This window comes from Microbacterium sp. I2 (assembly GCF_051364985.1).
Classification (GTDB): Bacteria; Actinomycetota; Actinomycetes; order Actinomycetales; family Microbacteriaceae; genus Microbacterium.
The window spans coordinates 272,056-289,400 of sequence record NZ_JBLWIH010000009.1 but is presented as its reverse complement, the minus strand read 5'-3'; the positions used below and the strand labels follow the sequence as shown (position 1 = coordinate 289,400).

The 17,345-nt window shown below is 69.4% G+C and carries 14 protein-coding genes; 11 read left to right on the top strand and 3 right to left on the bottom strand.

From position 1 onward, the window contains the following. The first annotated feature begins 120 nt into the window (after positions 1–120). On the top strand, positions 121–903 hold the full coding sequence (locus tag ACLKM7_RS08405) for an IclR family transcriptional regulator (protein ID WP_436446695.1): 783 nt from the start codon (positions 121–123) through the stop codon (positions 901–903). 126 nt (positions 904–1,029) lie between these two features. On the opposite strand, the gene ACLKM7_RS08400 is transcribed toward ACLKM7_RS08405, so the two are convergent. Genes ACLKM7_RS08400 through ACLKM7_RS08390 form a run of 3 tightly spaced genes read right to left on the bottom strand, consistent with a single transcriptional unit; the run spans position 1,030 to position 6,076 of the window. Continuing rightward, a complete protein-coding gene (locus tag ACLKM7_RS08400) occupies positions 1,030–2,859 on the bottom strand; it encodes a glycosyl hydrolase family 28-related protein (protein ID WP_436446694.1) in 1,830 nt (609 codons plus the stop codon). Continuing rightward, entirely contained in the window at positions 2,832–4,265 is a 1,434-nt protein-coding gene (locus ACLKM7_RS08395; protein ID WP_436446693.1) for a sulfatase family protein, read from the bottom strand. The genes ACLKM7_RS08400 and ACLKM7_RS08395 overlap by 28 nt, the downstream gene beginning before the upstream one ends. Further along, positions 4,262–6,076, bottom strand: a complete 1,815-nt coding sequence (locus ACLKM7_RS08390) for a fumarylacetoacetate hydrolase family protein (protein WP_436446692.1) — start codon at positions 6,074–6,076, stop codon at positions 4,262–4,264. The genes ACLKM7_RS08395 and ACLKM7_RS08390 overlap by 4 nt, the downstream gene beginning before the upstream one ends. A 189-nt stretch (positions 6,077–6,265) precedes the next feature. Here ACLKM7_RS08390 and ACLKM7_RS08385 point away from each other — a divergent pair, with 189 nt between their 5' ends. From ACLKM7_RS08385 to ACLKM7_RS08340, 10 genes are read left to right on the top strand one after another with little or no spacing between them, the layout of a single operon-like run. Beyond that, positions 6,266–7,333, top strand: a complete 1,068-nt coding sequence (locus tag ACLKM7_RS08385) for a LacI family DNA-binding transcriptional regulator (protein ID WP_436446691.1) — start codon at positions 6,266–6,268, stop codon at positions 7,331–7,333. After that, positions 7,330–8,253 carry an ABC transporter permease gene (locus ACLKM7_RS08380; RefSeq protein WP_436446690.1) on the top strand — a complete coding sequence of 308 codons (924 nt, stop codon included), beginning with the start codon at positions 7,330–7,332 and terminating at the stop codon, positions 8,251–8,253. The genes ACLKM7_RS08385 and ACLKM7_RS08380 overlap by 4 nt, the downstream gene beginning before the upstream one ends. Next, entirely contained in the window at positions 8,250–9,122 is an 873-nt protein-coding gene (locus ACLKM7_RS08375) for an ABC transporter permease (protein ID WP_436446689.1), read from the top strand. The genes ACLKM7_RS08380 and ACLKM7_RS08375 overlap by 4 nt, the downstream gene beginning before the upstream one ends. A 35-nt stretch (positions 9,123–9,157) precedes the next feature. Further along, positions 9,158–10,678 (top strand): ABC transporter substrate-binding protein, encoded by a 1,521-nt coding sequence (locus ACLKM7_RS08370; RefSeq protein WP_436446688.1) that lies wholly within the window; start codon positions 9,158–9,160, stop codon positions 10,676–10,678. 15 nt (positions 10,679–10,693) lie between these two features. After that, positions 10,694–11,683, top strand: coding sequence for an ABC transporter ATP-binding protein (locus ACLKM7_RS08365; protein WP_436446687.1), 990 nt, complete (start codon positions 10,694–10,696; stop codon positions 11,681–11,683). Continuing rightward, complete coding sequence (locus tag ACLKM7_RS08360) at positions 11,680–12,483, top strand: ABC transporter ATP-binding protein (protein WP_436446686.1); 804 nt, start codon at positions 11,680–11,682, stop codon at positions 12,481–12,483. The genes ACLKM7_RS08365 and ACLKM7_RS08360 overlap by 4 nt, the downstream gene beginning before the upstream one ends. Before the next feature lie 14 nt (positions 12,484–12,497). Further along, positions 12,498–14,141 carry an FAD-dependent oxidoreductase gene (locus ACLKM7_RS08355; RefSeq protein WP_436446685.1) on the top strand — a complete coding sequence of 548 codons (1,644 nt, stop codon included), beginning with the start codon at positions 12,498–12,500 and terminating at the stop codon, positions 14,139–14,141. Further along, positions 14,141–15,067, top strand: a complete 927-nt coding sequence (locus tag ACLKM7_RS08350; protein WP_436446684.1) for a dihydrodipicolinate synthase family protein — start codon at positions 14,141–14,143, stop codon at positions 15,065–15,067. The genes ACLKM7_RS08355 and ACLKM7_RS08350 overlap by 1 nt, the downstream gene beginning before the upstream one ends. Beyond that, entirely contained in the window at positions 15,064–16,617 is a 1,554-nt protein-coding gene (locus tag ACLKM7_RS08345; protein WP_436446683.1) for an arylsulfatase, read from the top strand. Before ACLKM7_RS08350 ends, ACLKM7_RS08345 begins: the two co-directional genes overlap by 4 nt. Further along, a complete protein-coding gene (locus tag ACLKM7_RS08340) occupies positions 16,614–17,267 on the top strand; it encodes an alpha/beta hydrolase (protein ID WP_436446682.1) in 654 nt (217 codons plus the stop codon). Before ACLKM7_RS08345 ends, ACLKM7_RS08340 begins: the two co-directional genes overlap by 4 nt. The last annotated feature ends 78 nt before the right edge of the window (positions 17,268–17,345 follow it).

The window sequence follows — 17,345 nt, the reverse complement described above, 5'->3', positions numbered from 1 at the left end:
TGCATCGCATACCACTGTGCGAATTGACGCGACCAGTCGCGCGTGCCTAGTGTTCGTATTATGACTCGCGTGGTTGCATTTCGTTCCCCGTTCCTCAGGTCGACGGCGAGCGGCTGAGCGATGCGGCGTGGAACCTCAGCGGTCGAGGCCGAGGCGGAGGGCGAACTGATCGTCTTCTCCGACCTGGAGAAGGGGTCGATCCAGTCGATCGACCGGGCCGCGGCTGTCCTGGGTCTCCTCGACGAACGCACGCGCTCACTGACGGCTGGACTGGTGGCAGAGCGTCTCGGGCTGAACCGAACGACTGCACATCGATATCTCCAGTCACTCCAGAGCGCCGGCTTCCTCGACTCCGCCCTGGGGCTCGGCCCGATCTTCGAGCCCCTGTCGGTGCTGATCACAGGACGCCGCCAGATCATCGATTTCGGTCCCGAAGTCATGCGGCAGCTCTCCGACCAGACGGGTCTCACGTCTGTCCTGAGTTTTCTCGGCCGCACGGGCGCGACGGTCACCCTCGTCGAAGAAGCGAACGCGGGCACGATCGTCCTCACGGTCCGGCTGGGGACGGTGCTCGAGGTCCGCGCCGCACAATCACGAGTCCTTCTCGCGTACCAGTCCGACCCCGCCGTCATCGCCCGCGTGCACGAGGGGCTGACGGCCGCTGAAGCGAGCGCGGAAGCGCGCGAACTCGAACAGGTACGCACACGCGGAGTCGCCTGGGCCGACCTCGGCCGGATCGGTCTGGCATCCGTCGCGGTTCCCGTCTTCGGCCCTCACGGCATCCAGGCTGCGCTCGCGCTGCTCGGGACGAGCGAGTCGCTCTCTCCCGACGACCGCTCCGCTAAGACTCTGGGCCGGTTGCGCGACGCCGCGGAGCAGTTGGGCGAGCTTCTGTCCTCTTGATGCATGACTCGACGACCCGACCTGTGCTCCATCCGCGCCGGATCATCGCTCTCCACGCACCTCGCCCCCGAACCCGTCGCTCGGGTGTCGGGGGCGAGAGCGCTGGTCAAGCGGCAGCCGGCACGGCTACACCGGGTTGCCCAGGACGATCCGCCGCCAGGTGGTTCCGTCCGACACCGCCAGCACGCTGCCGCCCGCGCCATCGGACACCATCGCCATCGCCCCGGCGACGGGCTGCGGCCTCGGACCCGCTGCGAATTGGACGCCGTGCGCGAACACCGTGCGCATGCGGTTCTCAGCAGAACCGAGGTCGCGGGCGTTGTCGGCGGTCGGCGTGATGCCGGTGATGTCGACGCGCATGGCGGCGACGCCGTTCTCATCGTCGGTGGAGCAGAGCAGGTCGACGGCTGTGGACCCGACCTCGTTCACGGGGACGATGCGCATGCCGCCCTTCACCCCGGGTCCGGCACCGCCGCTCTGATCGGAGGCCGCGACGAACGCACCGTAGGCGTCTGCCCCCACCTGGTGCGCACCGGTCGTCGTCGCCCGCACGATCAGCGCGCCGTTGGCCGCCGCCGTGAGTTCCTGTTCCATCGCGCCGGCGCGACGCCGCTCGATGACGTTGTCGGCGCCGACAGCGCCTGCCCAGAGCACACCCGCCGTGTTCTCGAAGGTGTTGCCGGTGATCGTGGAACGGGTGATCGTCCCGATCACCCGGACCGGCGGTGCCGCGGCGACCGGGTTCGCCCCGAACAGATTGCCGAGGATCGATACATCCGCGGCGTCGCCGTTGATGCGGACGGCACCCCAGCGATCGTCCTGATCGAGGTTCCAGTTGTCGAACGAGTTGGCCGAGACGGTGACCTCGGATGCCGCTGCCGCGAAGTACAGCGGCGAACGCGTGAGCCAGTTGAACGTGTTCCCCGTGATCGTCACATTGCGGGCCTGCACGGCCGTGTCGAAAGCGATCGAGTACGGCGGCCGCCCGCCGCCCGTCGGCTCGCCGCCGCCCAGGACGTTCCCCGTGAAGGTGAGGTTGGTGCCGCCGGCCGTGACGTTGATCAGCGGTCCGCCCGAGCCGTTCTCGACGACGTTGCCCGAGAACGTGGAGTTGATGATGCCGCCCTCGAACAGCCGGCGTCCGATGTCGAGCACGTTGTTCGCGATGATCGCCCCGCGGAAGCTCGCGGCGTTCTCACCGGTGGTGCGGATGGCCGTGCCCATGCTGTGGAAGTGGTTGCCTTCGATGAGCCACTTGCGCATGCCGTACGGAAGCAGGTGCACGCCCGTCCCGGATACGCCGGCCGTCGGCCAGGAGATATCGATGCCGAAGTCCCCGACGGCGACCAGGTTGTTCGTGAACACGAGACCGCGGCCGACGTGCCTGAGCGCGAGGTAGAACTCGATGAACGTGCACTCGGTCACGACGAGGTCGACGTCGTCGGTGTTCGCGCCCACCCGATTCGCATCGCGCGCCGACTGCACCGCGACGGTGTTCTTGAGGCTCGCCGGTGCGACGAAGGCGAGGCCGCGCAAGGCGGCGAGCGGCGCGCGCATCTCGAGCCCGGTGCCGTCGAAGTCGACGTCGATGATCGACACCCGCGAGCTCATCGTGCTGGCGCCGGCAAGGACGATGCGGTTGAAGTTGTCGCCGCCGAGACCCTCGACGTCGGGCACGACGAGCGTTCGTGTGATGCGATAGGTCCCGGGCGGGAAGAACACGATCTTGTTGGGGCGGGTCAGCTGCGCGTCGATCGCCTGCTGGATCGCGTCGGTGTCATCCGCGACACCGTCTCCGACTGCACCGAACTCCTGCGGGGTCGTCCCCATCACCGCGTCGGCGGCGGCCTCGGCCGCGGCCGCGGACTGTGAGGGGGACAGCTGTCCGGCCATGGTGGCACCGAGAGCGGCCATGCCTGCCGCACCGATCACGTGGCGTCTACTGAGCGTTGACATTCCTCGTACTTCTCCTTCAGTGGTTCATGCACCGCGGTGGTCAGGAACTGCACGGCCGCGGCATGGTGCGGGGATCGCGGCCCCTGGGATATCAGCGGATCGTCGACGTCGCGCATCCACGCGAGCATCGCCGCAGCCAGCTCGTCGCGGACGGTGGCGTGGTCGGGCGACGCGGCGACGTCGGCCTCTTCGCCGGGATCGGCTTCGAGGTCGTAGAGCTCGATGAGTCGGCTGGTGCGGATGCCGCCCTTGGCCAGATCGCGCGGCGAGCTGCGCCGCAGCCACGACTGCGTGGCGTCCATCGGGTTCGGCGCGTTGTCGAAGTTGACGATGAGCTTGTGACGGCCGGACCGCACCGAGCGTCGAGGGCTGTAGTACTCGTGGTAGGTCAGCTGCCCGAACACATGACGGTGCGTGGCGGCCGCGGACTCGACCGCCGGCACGAGGCTCACGCCGTCCGAGTCGCCGTCGGGTCGGAGCCCGAGCAGGTCGAGCAGAGTGGGCCGCACGTCGAGGTGGCTCACGAGTCCGTCGACGCGAACACCCGTCCACGCTTCCCTGCCAGGGACGTGCATGATGAGGGCGACTTCCAGCCCCGAGTCGTAGAGAGTGCACTTCGCGCGCGGCAGCGCGAGACCGTGATCCGTGGTGAAGACGACGATCGTCTCGTCCGCGAGCCCGAGCCCTTCCAGCGCGTCGAGCACGCGACCGACGTGTTCGTCCAGGTAGCGCACCGCTCCTTGCAGCTCGGCGATCTCGGCGCGGGCGCCTTCGTCGTCGCGCAGGTAGCCGGGCACCGTGTGGCCGCGAGACGAATCGGGTTCGATGCCGTCGCCGAGGAATCCCATGACGCCTGGTGAGTCCCGCGGATCCGGCGCCCGATGCGGTTCGAAGAACCCGACTTGCAGGTAGAAGGGCTGGGAATCGTCGGCGTACCGCGTCAGTGCGTCGATGGCCCGGTCGGCCACCACGATTCCCGACCGGTCCGCCCGCGCCCCTCCCACGCCGGTCGACTCCACACGGTCGAACCCCAGTCGCCGCGCGACGGCGTCCTCCTCGAGCACACGGGACTCGTGGTGCACGCCGATGAGGTGGGTGCGGAATCCTTCTGCCTTGAGCCGCGACGCGAGATGCGACGACGGATCGGCGAGGTCCCAGTCGAACGGCGAATGGGTCAGTCCGAGCACGCCGTTGCGCTGCGGATACGTCGCGGTGAACAGCGAGGCGCGCGCGGGGCTGCACTGCGGCGAGGTCGCGAACGCGCGGTCGAAGACCGCAGAGCGCGCCGCGAGGGCGTCGAGATTCGGCGTCGACACGGTCGCCACGCCGAACGTGCCGATGAAGCGTCCCAGGTCATGGCAGTGCAGGAAGAGGAGGTTCCGACGGATGCCGCGGCCCGCGGTCATACGGAAGCCTCCCCGTCCGTCGGCCCGTCTGCACCGGCTCGGAGGATCTCGGCGCGCACGCGGCCGAGGCCCTCGATCTCTCCCGTGACCACGCCCCCGGTCGCCGGCAGCCGGAGCGTGGCAGCGGTGCGGCCGAGCAGGATCACGTCGCCCGGGAAGAGTGTCGTCACCGCCGAGATGGTCGCGAGCAGCTCGGCCGCGCCGTCGAGGTAGTCGTCGGTGGAGCCCGAGGCGGACGCGTCGCCCACCTCCAGACGCATGCGGCGGCCTCGCCACGTCCCGGCTCGAGGTTCGAGCGCGCCGACCACGTTGAACCCGTCGCCCCACCGGCCGTACACCGCGGGGATGTGCCGTTCGCCCAGCCGGGCCGGTTCGGCTACGGCGTCGCGGAACGACTCGTCGCACAGCGACACGACGGGCGCGTAACCGGCGAGGTACGACTCGGCCTCGCCGGGGTCGACGTCCGACGCGAGCCGACCGACCACCGCCGCGAGCTCGATCGTCACGTCCACGACGGTCGCGCGCGCCGGCAGGACCACACGGGATCCGTCTGCGCCGAGAGAGGTCGCCGGTCCCGTGAAGAAGCGGGGGATCTCCAGCCGAGGCAGCCCTTCGTCCGGTGAGCCGGCGTGATTGCCGAACGCCGTGAACACATGCCGGGCATCGCGTGGGTGCCAGGCGGCGGCATCCGTCGGCGGCTCCTGAGCCGCACGCCGGATGGCATACGACGGATGCCGGTCGAACGGCACGCGCTCACCGACGGGCACCGCCTGGACGGGGTTGCGCAGGACACCGAGCTGCTCGATCTCGGACTCGATCACGACTTCGCGGCTCTCGATCACCTCGCGCGGGATCGGCAATCCGTCGACGCCCAGCGTGCCGAGATGGAGGATGTCGCCCGGCTGCAGCGTGGCGAACGACGAGTACCACTGGATGACCCGTTCGACGCCGAGGATGGTCGCGGACGTGTGCGCGCGGTCTCGTCGGAGCCCGTCCTGCCGTGTGTACACCAGGAGGTCGTACGGATCGCCGACCTCGTCCTTCGTGACCAGGAACGGCCCGACCGGACACAGTGTGTCGGCGATCTTCCCGCCCCAGGACGCGGTCGCCTGGAAGAACCAGTCGCCGTACTCGGGCGGCAGACTGTAGCCGCGACCCGCGTTCCCGGGCACCCGGCCGTAGTAGTACGTGCCCGCCACGTCGGTGACGTTCGTGTAGCCGGCGACGTGGCGCATCGCCTCGTGGAGTGGGATGTCGCGCCCGCCCTGGCCGATGATCACGCCGAGCTCGACGTTGAACGACATGACGGGATCGTGATGGCCGTTGCGCATGAGCACCGCGGCGCCCGCACCCACGATGCTGCCCTGGGGGCGCTGATGCGCCACCGGGAAGAGGTTCAGATGCCCGACGCGCGGGTTGGCGCGGGCGAACGACGGCGAGTTGCTGACGAGCCCGAGACACAACCGCGGACGAGGGATGGGCGCGAGCAGCTCGACATCGGCGACCGCGTGCGAGACGGTGCCCAGGAGCGTCGCGTCGGACTGCGCGATGAACCTCGTGAGGAACTGCTCCAGGCGACTGAGCACAGCCATGCCCTCATCGCCGAGCGCGAGGAAGTCCGCCAGGGTGCCGGGCCAGTCGCCCAGGAAGCTCGCCCGGCTCGCGGCGTAGCCGCTCGTCGCGCCGCCGCTGGTGGACAGCGCTGCTTCGGCGCGCGCGGGTTCGACGATGCGCGGCGCCGATGTGACGGGGTCGGGCATCACGAATCCCCACCGCTCGGAGTTCTCGTGCAGGAAGGTCGCGAGCTTCACTGAGCTCCTTCGCTCGTTTCGGTCTGCGTTTCGTTTCGTATTAGTGATTGGCAGGGTAACGGCATCCGGAACAGCCCTGCAAGGGCGAATCTCGATCCGATATCGCCTTCGAATGGCCGCTTGACGTCTCGGAGAGGGCTCATATACAGTCATGACCGCCTACTTTCTAATACGTAACGGAGCGTTCAGTTGGGGACACGACAGGGAAGCCGCCGTCCGACACAGGTCGAGATCGCGCGGCGTGCGGGGGTGTCGCAGGCGACGGTGTCGCTCGTGATCAACGGCCACGGTTCGCAGGTGTCGGCCGACCGGCGCGAGGCGGTCCTCGCCGTCATCGCGGAACTCGGCTACACGGTCAACACCGCCGCGCGCAGTCTGCGCGGCAAGGGCAACCGCATCCTCGGCCTGTACACGTTCGAGCCTGTGTTCCCGGTGAGTGAGCGCGACTTCTACTTCCCGTTCCTGCAGGGCGTCGAGGCCGAGGCCGCACTCCTGGGCTACGACATGCTGCTGTTCACGTCGGCGGGCGGATCGACCGAGCGCAGCATCTACGCCGGAGGATCCAACAGGCTGCTCAAGTCGGACGGATGCGTGCTCCTCGGTCGCCATCTCGCGCGTGACGAGCTCGCGCGCCTGTCGCGCGAAGACTTCCCGTATGTCTTCATCGGCCGACGCGAAGTCGAGGGCGTCGATCTCTCGTACGTCGGCGCCGACTACGCCGAAGCCACCAAGACGATGGTGCAGCGGCTCGCGGCGATGGGCCACAGCCGCATCCTGTTGGTGCGCCGCGCCGAGGGAGCCGAGCCGGGCATCGACCGTGCCACCGGTCACCGAGAGGGTCTCGAAGCAGCCGGCCTCCCCTTCACCCCCGACCTCGTGCACCAGGTCGGGGACGGATCCGAGATCGACGCCGATCTGCTGCGTTCGTGGATGGATGCCGGGATCACCGCGATCCTGGTGGAGCCCCGCGAGTCCGACGACATCGGTCCTGCCCTCGAGCAGGCGGCGGCGACCGCCGGCATCCGCATCCCCACCGATCTGTCGGTCGCCTTCCTCGGTGAAGCGCCGGCGCCGACCCCCACCCGGATCTGGACCTCGCTCGCACTTCCGCGGGCTGAGATGGGTCAGGAGGCGGTCCGGATGCTCATCACCCTCCTCGAGGACCGCGACGCGGGGCCGCTGCAGAAACTGCTGCCCTGCGAACCGGTCGACGGCAACTCGATCGCGCTCGCCTCGTCCGTCTCGGCGTACACGTGACCCGATACCTGCTCCGTGCCCTCGGAAGCGGACTGTTCATCATCTGGGGCGCCGTGACGCTCGTGTTCATCATCGTCCGCATGGTGCCGGGCGACCAGGCGACGATCCTGCTCGGACCCGACGCGACCACCGAGGAAGTCGAGGCTCTGCGGGAGGAGCTCGGCCTGAACGCGCCGCTGCCGGTGCAGTACGGGCTGTATCTGCTCAAGGTGGTGCAGCTCGACTTCGGCGACTCCTATCGCTTCGGCCAACCGGCGCTCGAGCTCGTCATGAGCCGGCTTCCGGCCACGATCGAACTCACTCTCGCAGCGACCGCCATCGCGCTGCTCGGTCTCGTGCTCGGCGCACTCGCGGGGTCACGCCCGGGGTCACTGCGCGACCGCGGTATCTCTGGCCTCGCCCTCACGCTGCAGGCGATGCCGACGTTCTGGGTCGGCATCATGCTCATCCTGCTGTTCTCGCTCGAACTGCAGGTACTGCCCAGCTCGGGCACCGGCAGCTGGGCACACCTGGTCCTTCCCGCCGTGACGCTCGCCGCGCCGTTCATCGCGCTGCTCACCCGCATCACCAGGAGCAGCGTCGTCGAGACGATGTCGGAGGGGTACGTGCAGACCGCGCGCTCGAAGGGACTCTCGGAGCGTCGAGTGCTCACCGGCCACGTGATGCGCAACTCGTCGATCCCCATCGTGACGATCTTCGGCCTGCAGGTCGGTGCCCTTCTGGGCGGGGCCGTCATCGTCGAGAACGTGTTCGCCTGGCCGGGCCTGGGCACGCTGCTGGTGTCAGCCGTATCGAACCGCGACTACGCGATCGTCCAAGCAGGCACTCTCGTCGCGGCGACGATCGTCGTGGTCCTCAACCTCACCGTCGACTTGCTCTACGCGCAGCTCGACCCGCGGATCCGGCTGGTGCGCTCATGACCGCCATCTCTCTGACCAGCGTCTTCGCGGGCCGCGGGCGGCGAATGAGCGCCACCGCCGGTCTGATCCCCCTCGGCATCATCGGGGTGTACGTGCTCGTGGCCCTCATCGGCCCGCTCGTGATCTCGTACGATCCCGTCTTCACCTCGGTCGGCGACCGTCTGCTGCCGCCCGGCTCGGTCGGCACCGACGGCGCCTTCTACCCGCTGGGCACCGACGGACTGGGCCGCGACATGGTCGGCCAGCTCGTGTACGGCACCCGCACGTCCCTGATCATCGGCGTCAGCGTCGTGGCCATCTCGGGGTTCATCGGCGTGCTGCTGGGCACCATCGCCGGCTACTTCAGCGGCTGGATCGACGTCACGGTGTCGCGCCTGATCGACGTGCTGCTCGCGTTTCCCGGCATCCTGCTCGCCATCATCATTACGGGCGTGTTCGACCGCAGCATGATGGTCGTGATCATCGCCCTCTCGGTGGCGAACTGGATCGGCTTCGCGCGGCTGTCGCGCGGGCTCGCCCTGACGCTGCGCGAGCGCCCGTGGGTCGACGCCGCACGCCTGATCGGGGTGCGCACGCCACTCCTGCTCGGCCGCCATATCGCGCCGTTCGTCCTCGGGCCGATCGTCGCCCTCGCCACCACCGAATTCGCCGGCGCGGTGCTCGCCGAAGCGGGGCTGAGCTTCCTCGGTCTCGGCCTGCCGCCCTCGTCGGTGTCGTGGGGGCAGACCATCGCCGAGGGACGCACCTACCTCGGCAGCGCGTGGTGGATCTCGACCTTTCCCGGCATCGCCCTGAGCGGACTGGTGATCTGCGCAGGACTGCTCGGAGACCGGCTCACCGCCCGATTCACCAGCGGTGATCACAGATGAACCCGACAACGAAGTCACACAAGGAGAAGAAAGACATGCACAGCACCAGAACCGCACTCTCCGTCGTGGGCGCGGCGATCGCCGTCCTCGCGCTCGCCGGGTGCACCACCACAGCGACGCCCCCCGCGGAATCGGATGCGCCACTCGCCGAAGAGCAGGAGCTCGTCGTCGGCGTGCAGTTCCCGATCGAGGGTCTCGACCCGCACGGCGCCCTGTCGCAGGACGGCGGCACGGGCCTTGCGGCCGAGTCGATCTACAGCAACCTGATCAAGACGACAGGGGCAGGTGAATTCGAGGGCGAGCTCGCGGAGTCGTGGGAGGCCAACGAAGACGCGAGCGAATGGACGTTCACCCTTCGCGACGACATCGTGTTCTCGGACGAGACGCCCGTGACGTCGGAGGATGTCGTGGCGTCGTTCGAACGCGTCCTGGCGCTGGCCGGTCCGCTGGCGGGCAACTTCAAGGACTACACCGTGGCTGCTCCTGACGAGCGCACGGTCGTCTTCACTCCCCCGGCCTCCGACGCCGCGCTGCTCGGCAAGCTGGTCAACTTCTCGGTCACGCCCGCCGGGGTGGACGAGTCCAGCTTCGCGGAGCCAATCGGATCAGGCCCCTTCATGGTGGAGGAGTTCGTGCCCGGTTCGTCGCTCCAGCTCGTGCCCAACCCGAACTACTGGGGCGAGGTGCCGACTCTCGAGTCGCTCGAGCTGCGCACGATCCCCGAGCTGGCGGCGCGGATCACGGCACTGCAGACCGGTGAGATCCAGGCCGCGTGGGGTATGCCCGACGACCAGGTGACGATGCTCCGCGAGGACAGCGAACTCGTCGTCGAGACAGAGCCCACCGCAGCGGTCCTGACGATGTGGATGAACAGCTCGACGCCGGCTCTCGCGGACGCCGAGGTGCGTCGGGCGATCTGGCAGGCGGTCGATTTCGAGACGATCGTCACGAGCCTGTTCCCCGAGACGGGCACGATCGCCGATTCTCCCGTGGCACCGAACGTCCTGGGCTATGCGCCGCAAGAGCTCGTCGAGTTCGATCCCGACGCGGCGAAGGCGGCCCTGGATGAGGCCGGCTTCGACTACTCGACGGTGCTGCGCTTCCAGTATTCGCAGCCGCAGTTCGCCGAGGTGACGAAGGCTGTGGCCTCCGATCTCGCCGAGATCGGTGTGCAGGTCGAAGTGCTCGAGAAGGAGCAGGCCGTGTTCCTCGAAGACCTCCTCGCTCTGAACTGGGACATCAACATCCAGCAGATCGGCTCGGCGGGCTTCGACGCCGCGACCAACCTCGGCCGCCTCTACACGTGTGCCGCCAACCGCATGGGCTACTGCAACCCCGAGCTGGACGCGCTCCTCGCCGAGGCGGGCTCGATCAGCGACGTCGAGGAGCGCGAGGCGCTCTACGCCGATGCGATCGAGATCATCTGGGGTGACGCCGTGGGCATGTTCCCGATGTTCCCCGAGACCGCGTACGTCTGGCGCAGTGACGTCCAGGGATTCGTGCCGGCGCCGGACGGTCGTGTGGACTTCTCCGGCATCACGATCGCAGCCGAGTAGGAACGGGGATCGTCGGTGAATGATGCGCGGAGCACCGAACCGCCGCTGCTGGAGGTCGAGCACCTGACGGTCGACGTCCCCGGGGCGGACGGTCCCGTGCGCATCATCGACGACGTCTCGTTCTCGATGCGGGCGGGGACCACGACCGGCTTGATCGGGGAGTCCGGGAGCGGCAAGACGATGACGGCCATGGCCGTCCTCGGACTGCTGCCTCCCGGCTCCACGACAGGCGGGCACATCCGCTTCCGCGGCCGCGACCTTCTGACGATGAACGAGGACGAACGGCGCAGGGTTCGCGGTCGTGAGATCTCGATGATCTTCCAGGACCCGCTCGCCGCCCTGAACCCGACGCAGCGCATCGGCAAGCAGGTGGGCGAGATCCTCCGCGCGAACGGATCGAGTCGCGCGGAAGCCCAGCGCACCGCCGTCGCACTGCTGGAGCGGGCGGGCATCCCCGATCCCGCTGCACGCGCGGGCGATTATCCCCACCAGTTCTCGGGCGGCATGCGCCAGCGCGCGATGGTCGCGCTCGCCCTCGCCGGCACGCCGCAGCTGATCCTCGCCGACGAGCCGACGACCGCCCTCGATGTCACCGTGCAGGCCCGCATCCTCGACCTGCTGCGCTCGCTGCGCGACAACGAGGGCACCGCGATGCTGCTGGTCAGCCACGACCTACGTGTGATGGCGCACGTCGCCGACCACCTCGTCGTGATGTACGCCGGCAGGGTGGCCGAGCGCGGGCCCGCGAGCGAGCTCCTGCGACGCCCGAAGCATCCGTACACCCGCGCCCTCGTCCACAGTGTGCCCTCGGTCAGCGCGAAGAGCGCGATCGCCGACCCGCTCCCCGGCGCGCCCGCGAACCCGCGCGCACGTCCCACCGGGTGCGCCTTCCACCCCCGCTGCCCGATGGCGCGCGATATCTGCCGCGACGTGGACCCCGCACTCCTCGAAGTCGGTCCCGGCCGTCGCAGCGCGTGCCACTTCGCTGAGGAGGTCCCGGCATGAGCGCCGCCCTGCTCGAGGTGAGCGACCTCGTCGTCGATTTCAGCCGCAAGCGGCGTGAGAAGCCCGGCGCACCGCCCGCGCGTCGCGCGGTCGACGAGGTCTCGTTCACCCTCGGCGAGAACGAGACTCTCGCGCTCGTCGGCGAGTCGGGGTCGGGAAAGACGACCGTCGCCCGCTGCGTCGTAGGTCTGCAGCATCCGCAAGAGGGCACGATGACCTTCGGCGGCACTCCCCTCGACGTAGTCTCGCGCCGTCCTGCCGCCCTCAAGCGCGAGCTTCAGATGGTGTTCCAGGACCCGCGGTCATCGCTGAACCCCCGCATGAGCGTGCGCGCGATCATCAACGAGGTCTGGCGCACGAATCCCGCGATCGCACCCGGGCGTGCCCGCGAGAAGGCCCTGGCGGCACTGCTGGACGACGTCGGGCTGGATTCGGGTGTCGCCGATCGCCGGCCGTCCGCGCTGTCGGGCGGACAGTGCCAGCGGGTCAGCATCGCTCGGGCTCTCGCGATGAAGCCGCGCCTGCTGGTGTGCGACGAGGCGGTCTCGGCCCTCGACGTCTCGGTGCAGGCCCAGATCCTGCGCCTACTGGTGGATCTCAAGCGCGAGCACGGCCTCTCGATGCTGTTCATCTCGCACGACCTCGGCGTCGTGCGGCAGATCGCGGACCGCGTGGTGGTCATGCGCCACGGCGAGCTTGTCGAATCCGGCGACGCCGCGCAGATCTTCGGCGCACCGCAGCACGAGTACACGCGGAACCTGCTGGCCGCCGCGCTGGATCTGTCCGGCGCGGAGGCATGAGCGGATGCTGCGACATGAGCACGATGAAAGGGAATGCGTTGGCTGAAATCGGGGTCGAGACGTGCGATGTGCTGATCGTCGGAGGGGGGCTGGGAGGTGTGGCGGCGAGCCTGAGTGCCGCGCGCAGCGGGCTTCGCGTGATCGTCAGCGAAGAGACGGACTGGATCGGCGGTCAGCTGACGAGCCAGGGCGTCCCGCCGGACGAGCACCCGTGGATCGAGCGGTTCGGCGCGACACGCACCTACCGCGCCCTGCGTGACGGCATCCGCGAGCACTACCGCCGCTGGTACCCGCTCACGGAGGAGGCGATGGCCGACCTCGAGCTCAATCCCGGGCGCGGGCGCGTCAGCCGGCTCTGTCACGAGCCGCGTGTCGCGGCATCCGTTCTCGAGTCCCTGGTCTCGCCCTACCTGACGTCGGGTCGCCTGCGCGTCCTCTACAACCACGTCCCGGTGGCGGCCCATACCGACGGAGACGAGGTCACCGCGGTGACGCTGCGCGGCCCGGGCGGCGACGTCACGGTGCAGGCCCGATATTTCCTGGACGCGACCGAACTCGGCGACCTGCTGCCCCTCACCGGCACCGAGTTCGTCACGGGATTCGAGTCGCGCGACGAGACCGGAGAGCCGAGCGCCTCGGACGAGGCGCAGCCCGACAACATGCAGGCCTTCTCGTGGGTGTTCGCGCTCGAGTACCGCGAGGGCGAAGACCACACGATCGAACGCCCGGCCGGCTACGACTACTGGCGCTCGTACCGCCCCGATTACTGGCCGGGGCCGCTGCTCGGCCTCACGGCGCCGGACCCCCGTACGCTCGAGCCGCTGGAGCGCCGTTTCGTGCCGCACGAGAAGGCGGGCGAGGTCGTCGCGGATCAGAGCGTCGATCCCGGCGACCGCGAACTGTGGGCCTTCCGCCGCATCGTCTCACGCGACGTGTTCGAGCCCGGCTTCTGCGACAGCGAGGTGACGATCGTCAACTGGCCGATGATCGACTACCTCGACGGCGGCCTCATCGGGGTGGACGACGACGAGAAGCAGCGCCACCTCGACGGCAGCCGCGAGCTGGCTTCGAGCATGCTCTACTGGCTGCAGACCGAGGCACCGCGTCCCGACGGCGGCCGCGGCTGGCCGGGTCTGCGGCTGCGCCCCGATGTCATGGGGACGCACGACGGCTTCGCCAAGGCGCCGTACATCCGGGAGTCCCGCCGCATCCGCGCCGAGTACACGGTCGTCGAGCAGGATCTCTCGTTCGCCGTCCGGGGCGAGGCCGGTGCGGTCGACTACCCGGATAGCGTGGGCATCGGCATGTACCGCATCGACCTGCACCCCTCGACGGGTGGCGACAACTACATCGACGTCGCGAGCTGCCCGTTCCAGATCCCGCTCGGGGCGCTCATCCCCGAGCGCGTGACGAATCTGCTGCCCGCCGGCAAGAACATCGGCACGACGCACATCACGAACGGCTGCTTCCGGCTCCACCCCGTGGAGTGGAACGTCGGCGAGGTCGCCGGGCTTCTCGCGGCCCACTGCCTCGAACGCGGGCTCACGCCGTCCGGGGTGCGCAACGACGCCGGCGAGCTCGCGGACTTCCAGGCCCGGCTCACCGAGGCGGGCATCGAGCTCGCGTGGCCCGATCTTCCCGAAGTGCGGCCCTACTGATGAACGGCACCGAACTGCTGAACGGACTCGTCGTGCCGTTGGTGACGGGTCTGGATGAGAACGGGATGCCGGATGCCTCCACCAGCACGCGGCTGCTGGACGCGATGGCCGGCGCCGGTGTCACCAAGCTCATGCTGCTCGGCAGCAACGGCGAGGGACCGCTGCTCGCCACCAGCAGCCTCTCACCGTACGTCGCCGAGATGGTCGCCGCCTGGCGCGAGCGCGTTGCGGACGGAGTCGTCGTCGTCAACGCCACCGCGCCCGCGACGACGGAGGCGCTCGAACGCGGCACGATCGCGGTCGATGGGGGGGCGGATGCCGTCGCCCTGTGTCCTCCCTTCTACTTCCGGCACCGGGACGACGAGATCTTCGACCACTACCGCCGGTTCGAACGCCTCGGCATCCCGGTCATCGTCTACAACCTGCCGCGCTACACGAGCGAGATCAGCCCGGCCGTCATCGGGCAGCTTCCGGACCTCGCGCACGTCGTCGGAGTGAAGGACAGCTCCGGCGACCTCGAGACGTTGGAGCGATTGGTCGCCCTCAAGCAGTCGCGTCCTGACTTCGGCGTCAGTCAGGGCGGCGAGACCGCGCTCGTGGCGGGGCTGCGTCTCGGCGCGGACGGCATCGTGCCGGGCACCGGCAATGTCGCACCCGCGCTGTCGCTCCGGCTCGTCGCCGCCCAGCGGGCGGGCGATGACGCGGCGGCGGACGAAGCCCAGCGGGTCACGACGGCGCTCACCGGGATGCACGGCATCCGACCCGGCGTCCCCACGGTGAAGGCCATCCTCGACCTGCTCGGTCTGCTGCCGCCGCACGTGGCCCCGCCGCTCGCGGCATGCACGGCAGCCGAGCGGAGTGCGCTCGAAGCGTTCATCGCCCCGTATCGCTCGGTGCTCCTCGAGGGCGGTGAAACGGCTGCATGACCGCACCGAACATCATCGTCATCCTCGCCGACGACCTCGGCTTCTCGGATGCCGGTGCGTTCGGCGGCGAGATCGAGACCCCGAACCTCGACCGTCTCGCCGCGTCGGGCGTGCGCATGAGCGCGTTCTATGCGACCCCGCGCTGCAGCCCATCGCGCGCGGCTCTGCTCACCGGCCGGGAATCCCACTCCGTCGGCATCGGCATCCTCACGACCGACGACCGACCGCACGGGTATGCGGGATCGTTGAGCCTCGAGGTCCCGACGATCGCCGAGCTGCTGAAGGCTCGGGGATACGCAACGGCACTGGTCGGCAAGTGGCACCTCTCCTCCGACATCTCCGCACCGAACGAGACGTGGCCGACCCGTCGCGGATTCGACGAGTTCTACGGCATCCTCCCCGGCGCCTCCAGCTACTACCGGCCCCCGCTGTACGACGGGGAGCGACGCGTGGATGAGCAGCCGTCCGATGACTACTACCTCACCGACGACCTGTCCCGCCGTGCGGCGGACTTCGTCGGACGATCGGCGCAGCAGGAGACGCCGTTCTTCCTGTACCTCTCTTATACGGCACCGCACTGGCCGCTGCACGCGCGCGAAGCGGATGTCGCGAGCTACCGCGACCGCTACCGCGCCGGCTGGGACCGGCTGCGGGAAGAGCGCGCGGAGCGGCTTCATGAACTCGGCATCACGCCTGCCGTGGACTCGGCGCGCGACCCCGAGGTCTCGGAGTGGACGGATGCTGCGGACCAGGAGTGGGAGGCCGAGCGAATGGCCGTCTACGCGGCGCAGGTCGAGATCATGGACCGCGGCATCGGCCGTGTGGTCGCCACGCTCGAGGCTCACGGCGTGCGCGACGACACGCTGATCGTCTTCTGCTCCGACAACGGCGCGTGCGCGGAGGAGCTGCCGTTCTCGGGACGACGCATGAACCCCGACATCTGCCCGCCGCTCACGCGGGACGGCATCGAGGTCGAGGTCGGGAACGAGCCCGGCATCCGTCCCGGCCCGGAGGCGGGGTACTCCAGCTACGGACGGCCGTGGGCGCACCTCTCGAACGCGCCGTTCCGCCTCTACAAGCGCTGGGTCCACGAGGGCGGCATCGCATCCCCGTTCATCGCGAACTGGCCGGCCGGCGGGATCGCCGGCGGAGCCGTCGCGCACGCACCCGCCCATATCACCGACATCGTGCCCAGCATCCTCGATGCCGTCGGGAATCCTGTCCAGAGGCCGAGGGCGAGCCTGCTCGAGATCTGGAGGGAACCCGCGTCGCGGGATGCTCTGGCGGAGCGGACCCTGTGCTGGGAGCACATGGGGAACGCTGCCGCCCGTCGCGGACGCTTCAAGCTCGTCCGTGAGTACGGCCGCCCCTGGGAGCTGTACGACATCGATACCGACCGCGGCGAGACGGCTGACATCGCCGCCGAGAATCCCGGGCTCGTCGCCGACCTCGAGGCGGCGTGGCAGCGGTGGGCCGAGGCAAGCGGTGTCCTCCCGTGGGATCGCGTGCTCGAGGACTTCCGGCAGCGGGGTCGAGCGGTGCCCCAGTGAGCGGCGCGTCGGTGCACGTCCTGGTGCTGCCGGGCGGGAGCTACGCGATGCATGCGGAGCGCTCGTCGGAGCCGATCGTCGAGTGGCTGGCGTCGGCCGGGGTTGCGGCATCCGTCTTCCGCTATCCCGTCCTGACGCGGCATCCGGCTCCGCTCCTCGCGATCCGGGAGGCCATCCGCGCGACGCGCTCGACAGGCGTCGAGACCGTGGGCGTGATGGGCTTCTCGGCGGGCGGGCACGCGGCGGGTCTGGCCGCCTACGCGCCGGACGGCGAGCGCGACGAGGTACCCGACTTCGTGGCGCTCGCCTACCCGCCCGTCTCGATGGAGCTCGGCACGCACGGCGCCTCGCGGGTGAACCTGCTCGGCGAGGACGCCGACCCCGCCCTTCGCGCGGCGACCTCGCTCGACCGTCTCGTCGCGCCCGAGGCGCCGCCCACCTTCCTGTGGCACACCGGCGGCGACACTGTCGTGCCGGTCGAGCACGCCTACCTGCTCGCGTCAGCCCTCGCGCGCGCCGGCGTTCCCCACGAGACGCACATCTTCGAACGCGGAAACCATGCACTCGGCCTCGCGCGCGATGCCGGCACCGCCTCGGCGTGGACGGCCCTGTGCCTGTCGTGGCTGCAGTCTCACGGCTGGGCGCCGTGACGGAGCGGGTCGCGAGGTAACGCCCGCGGGTTCCTTCTCCGCTTCGAAGATCAGCGTCTGCGAGCGGCGCGCACGACC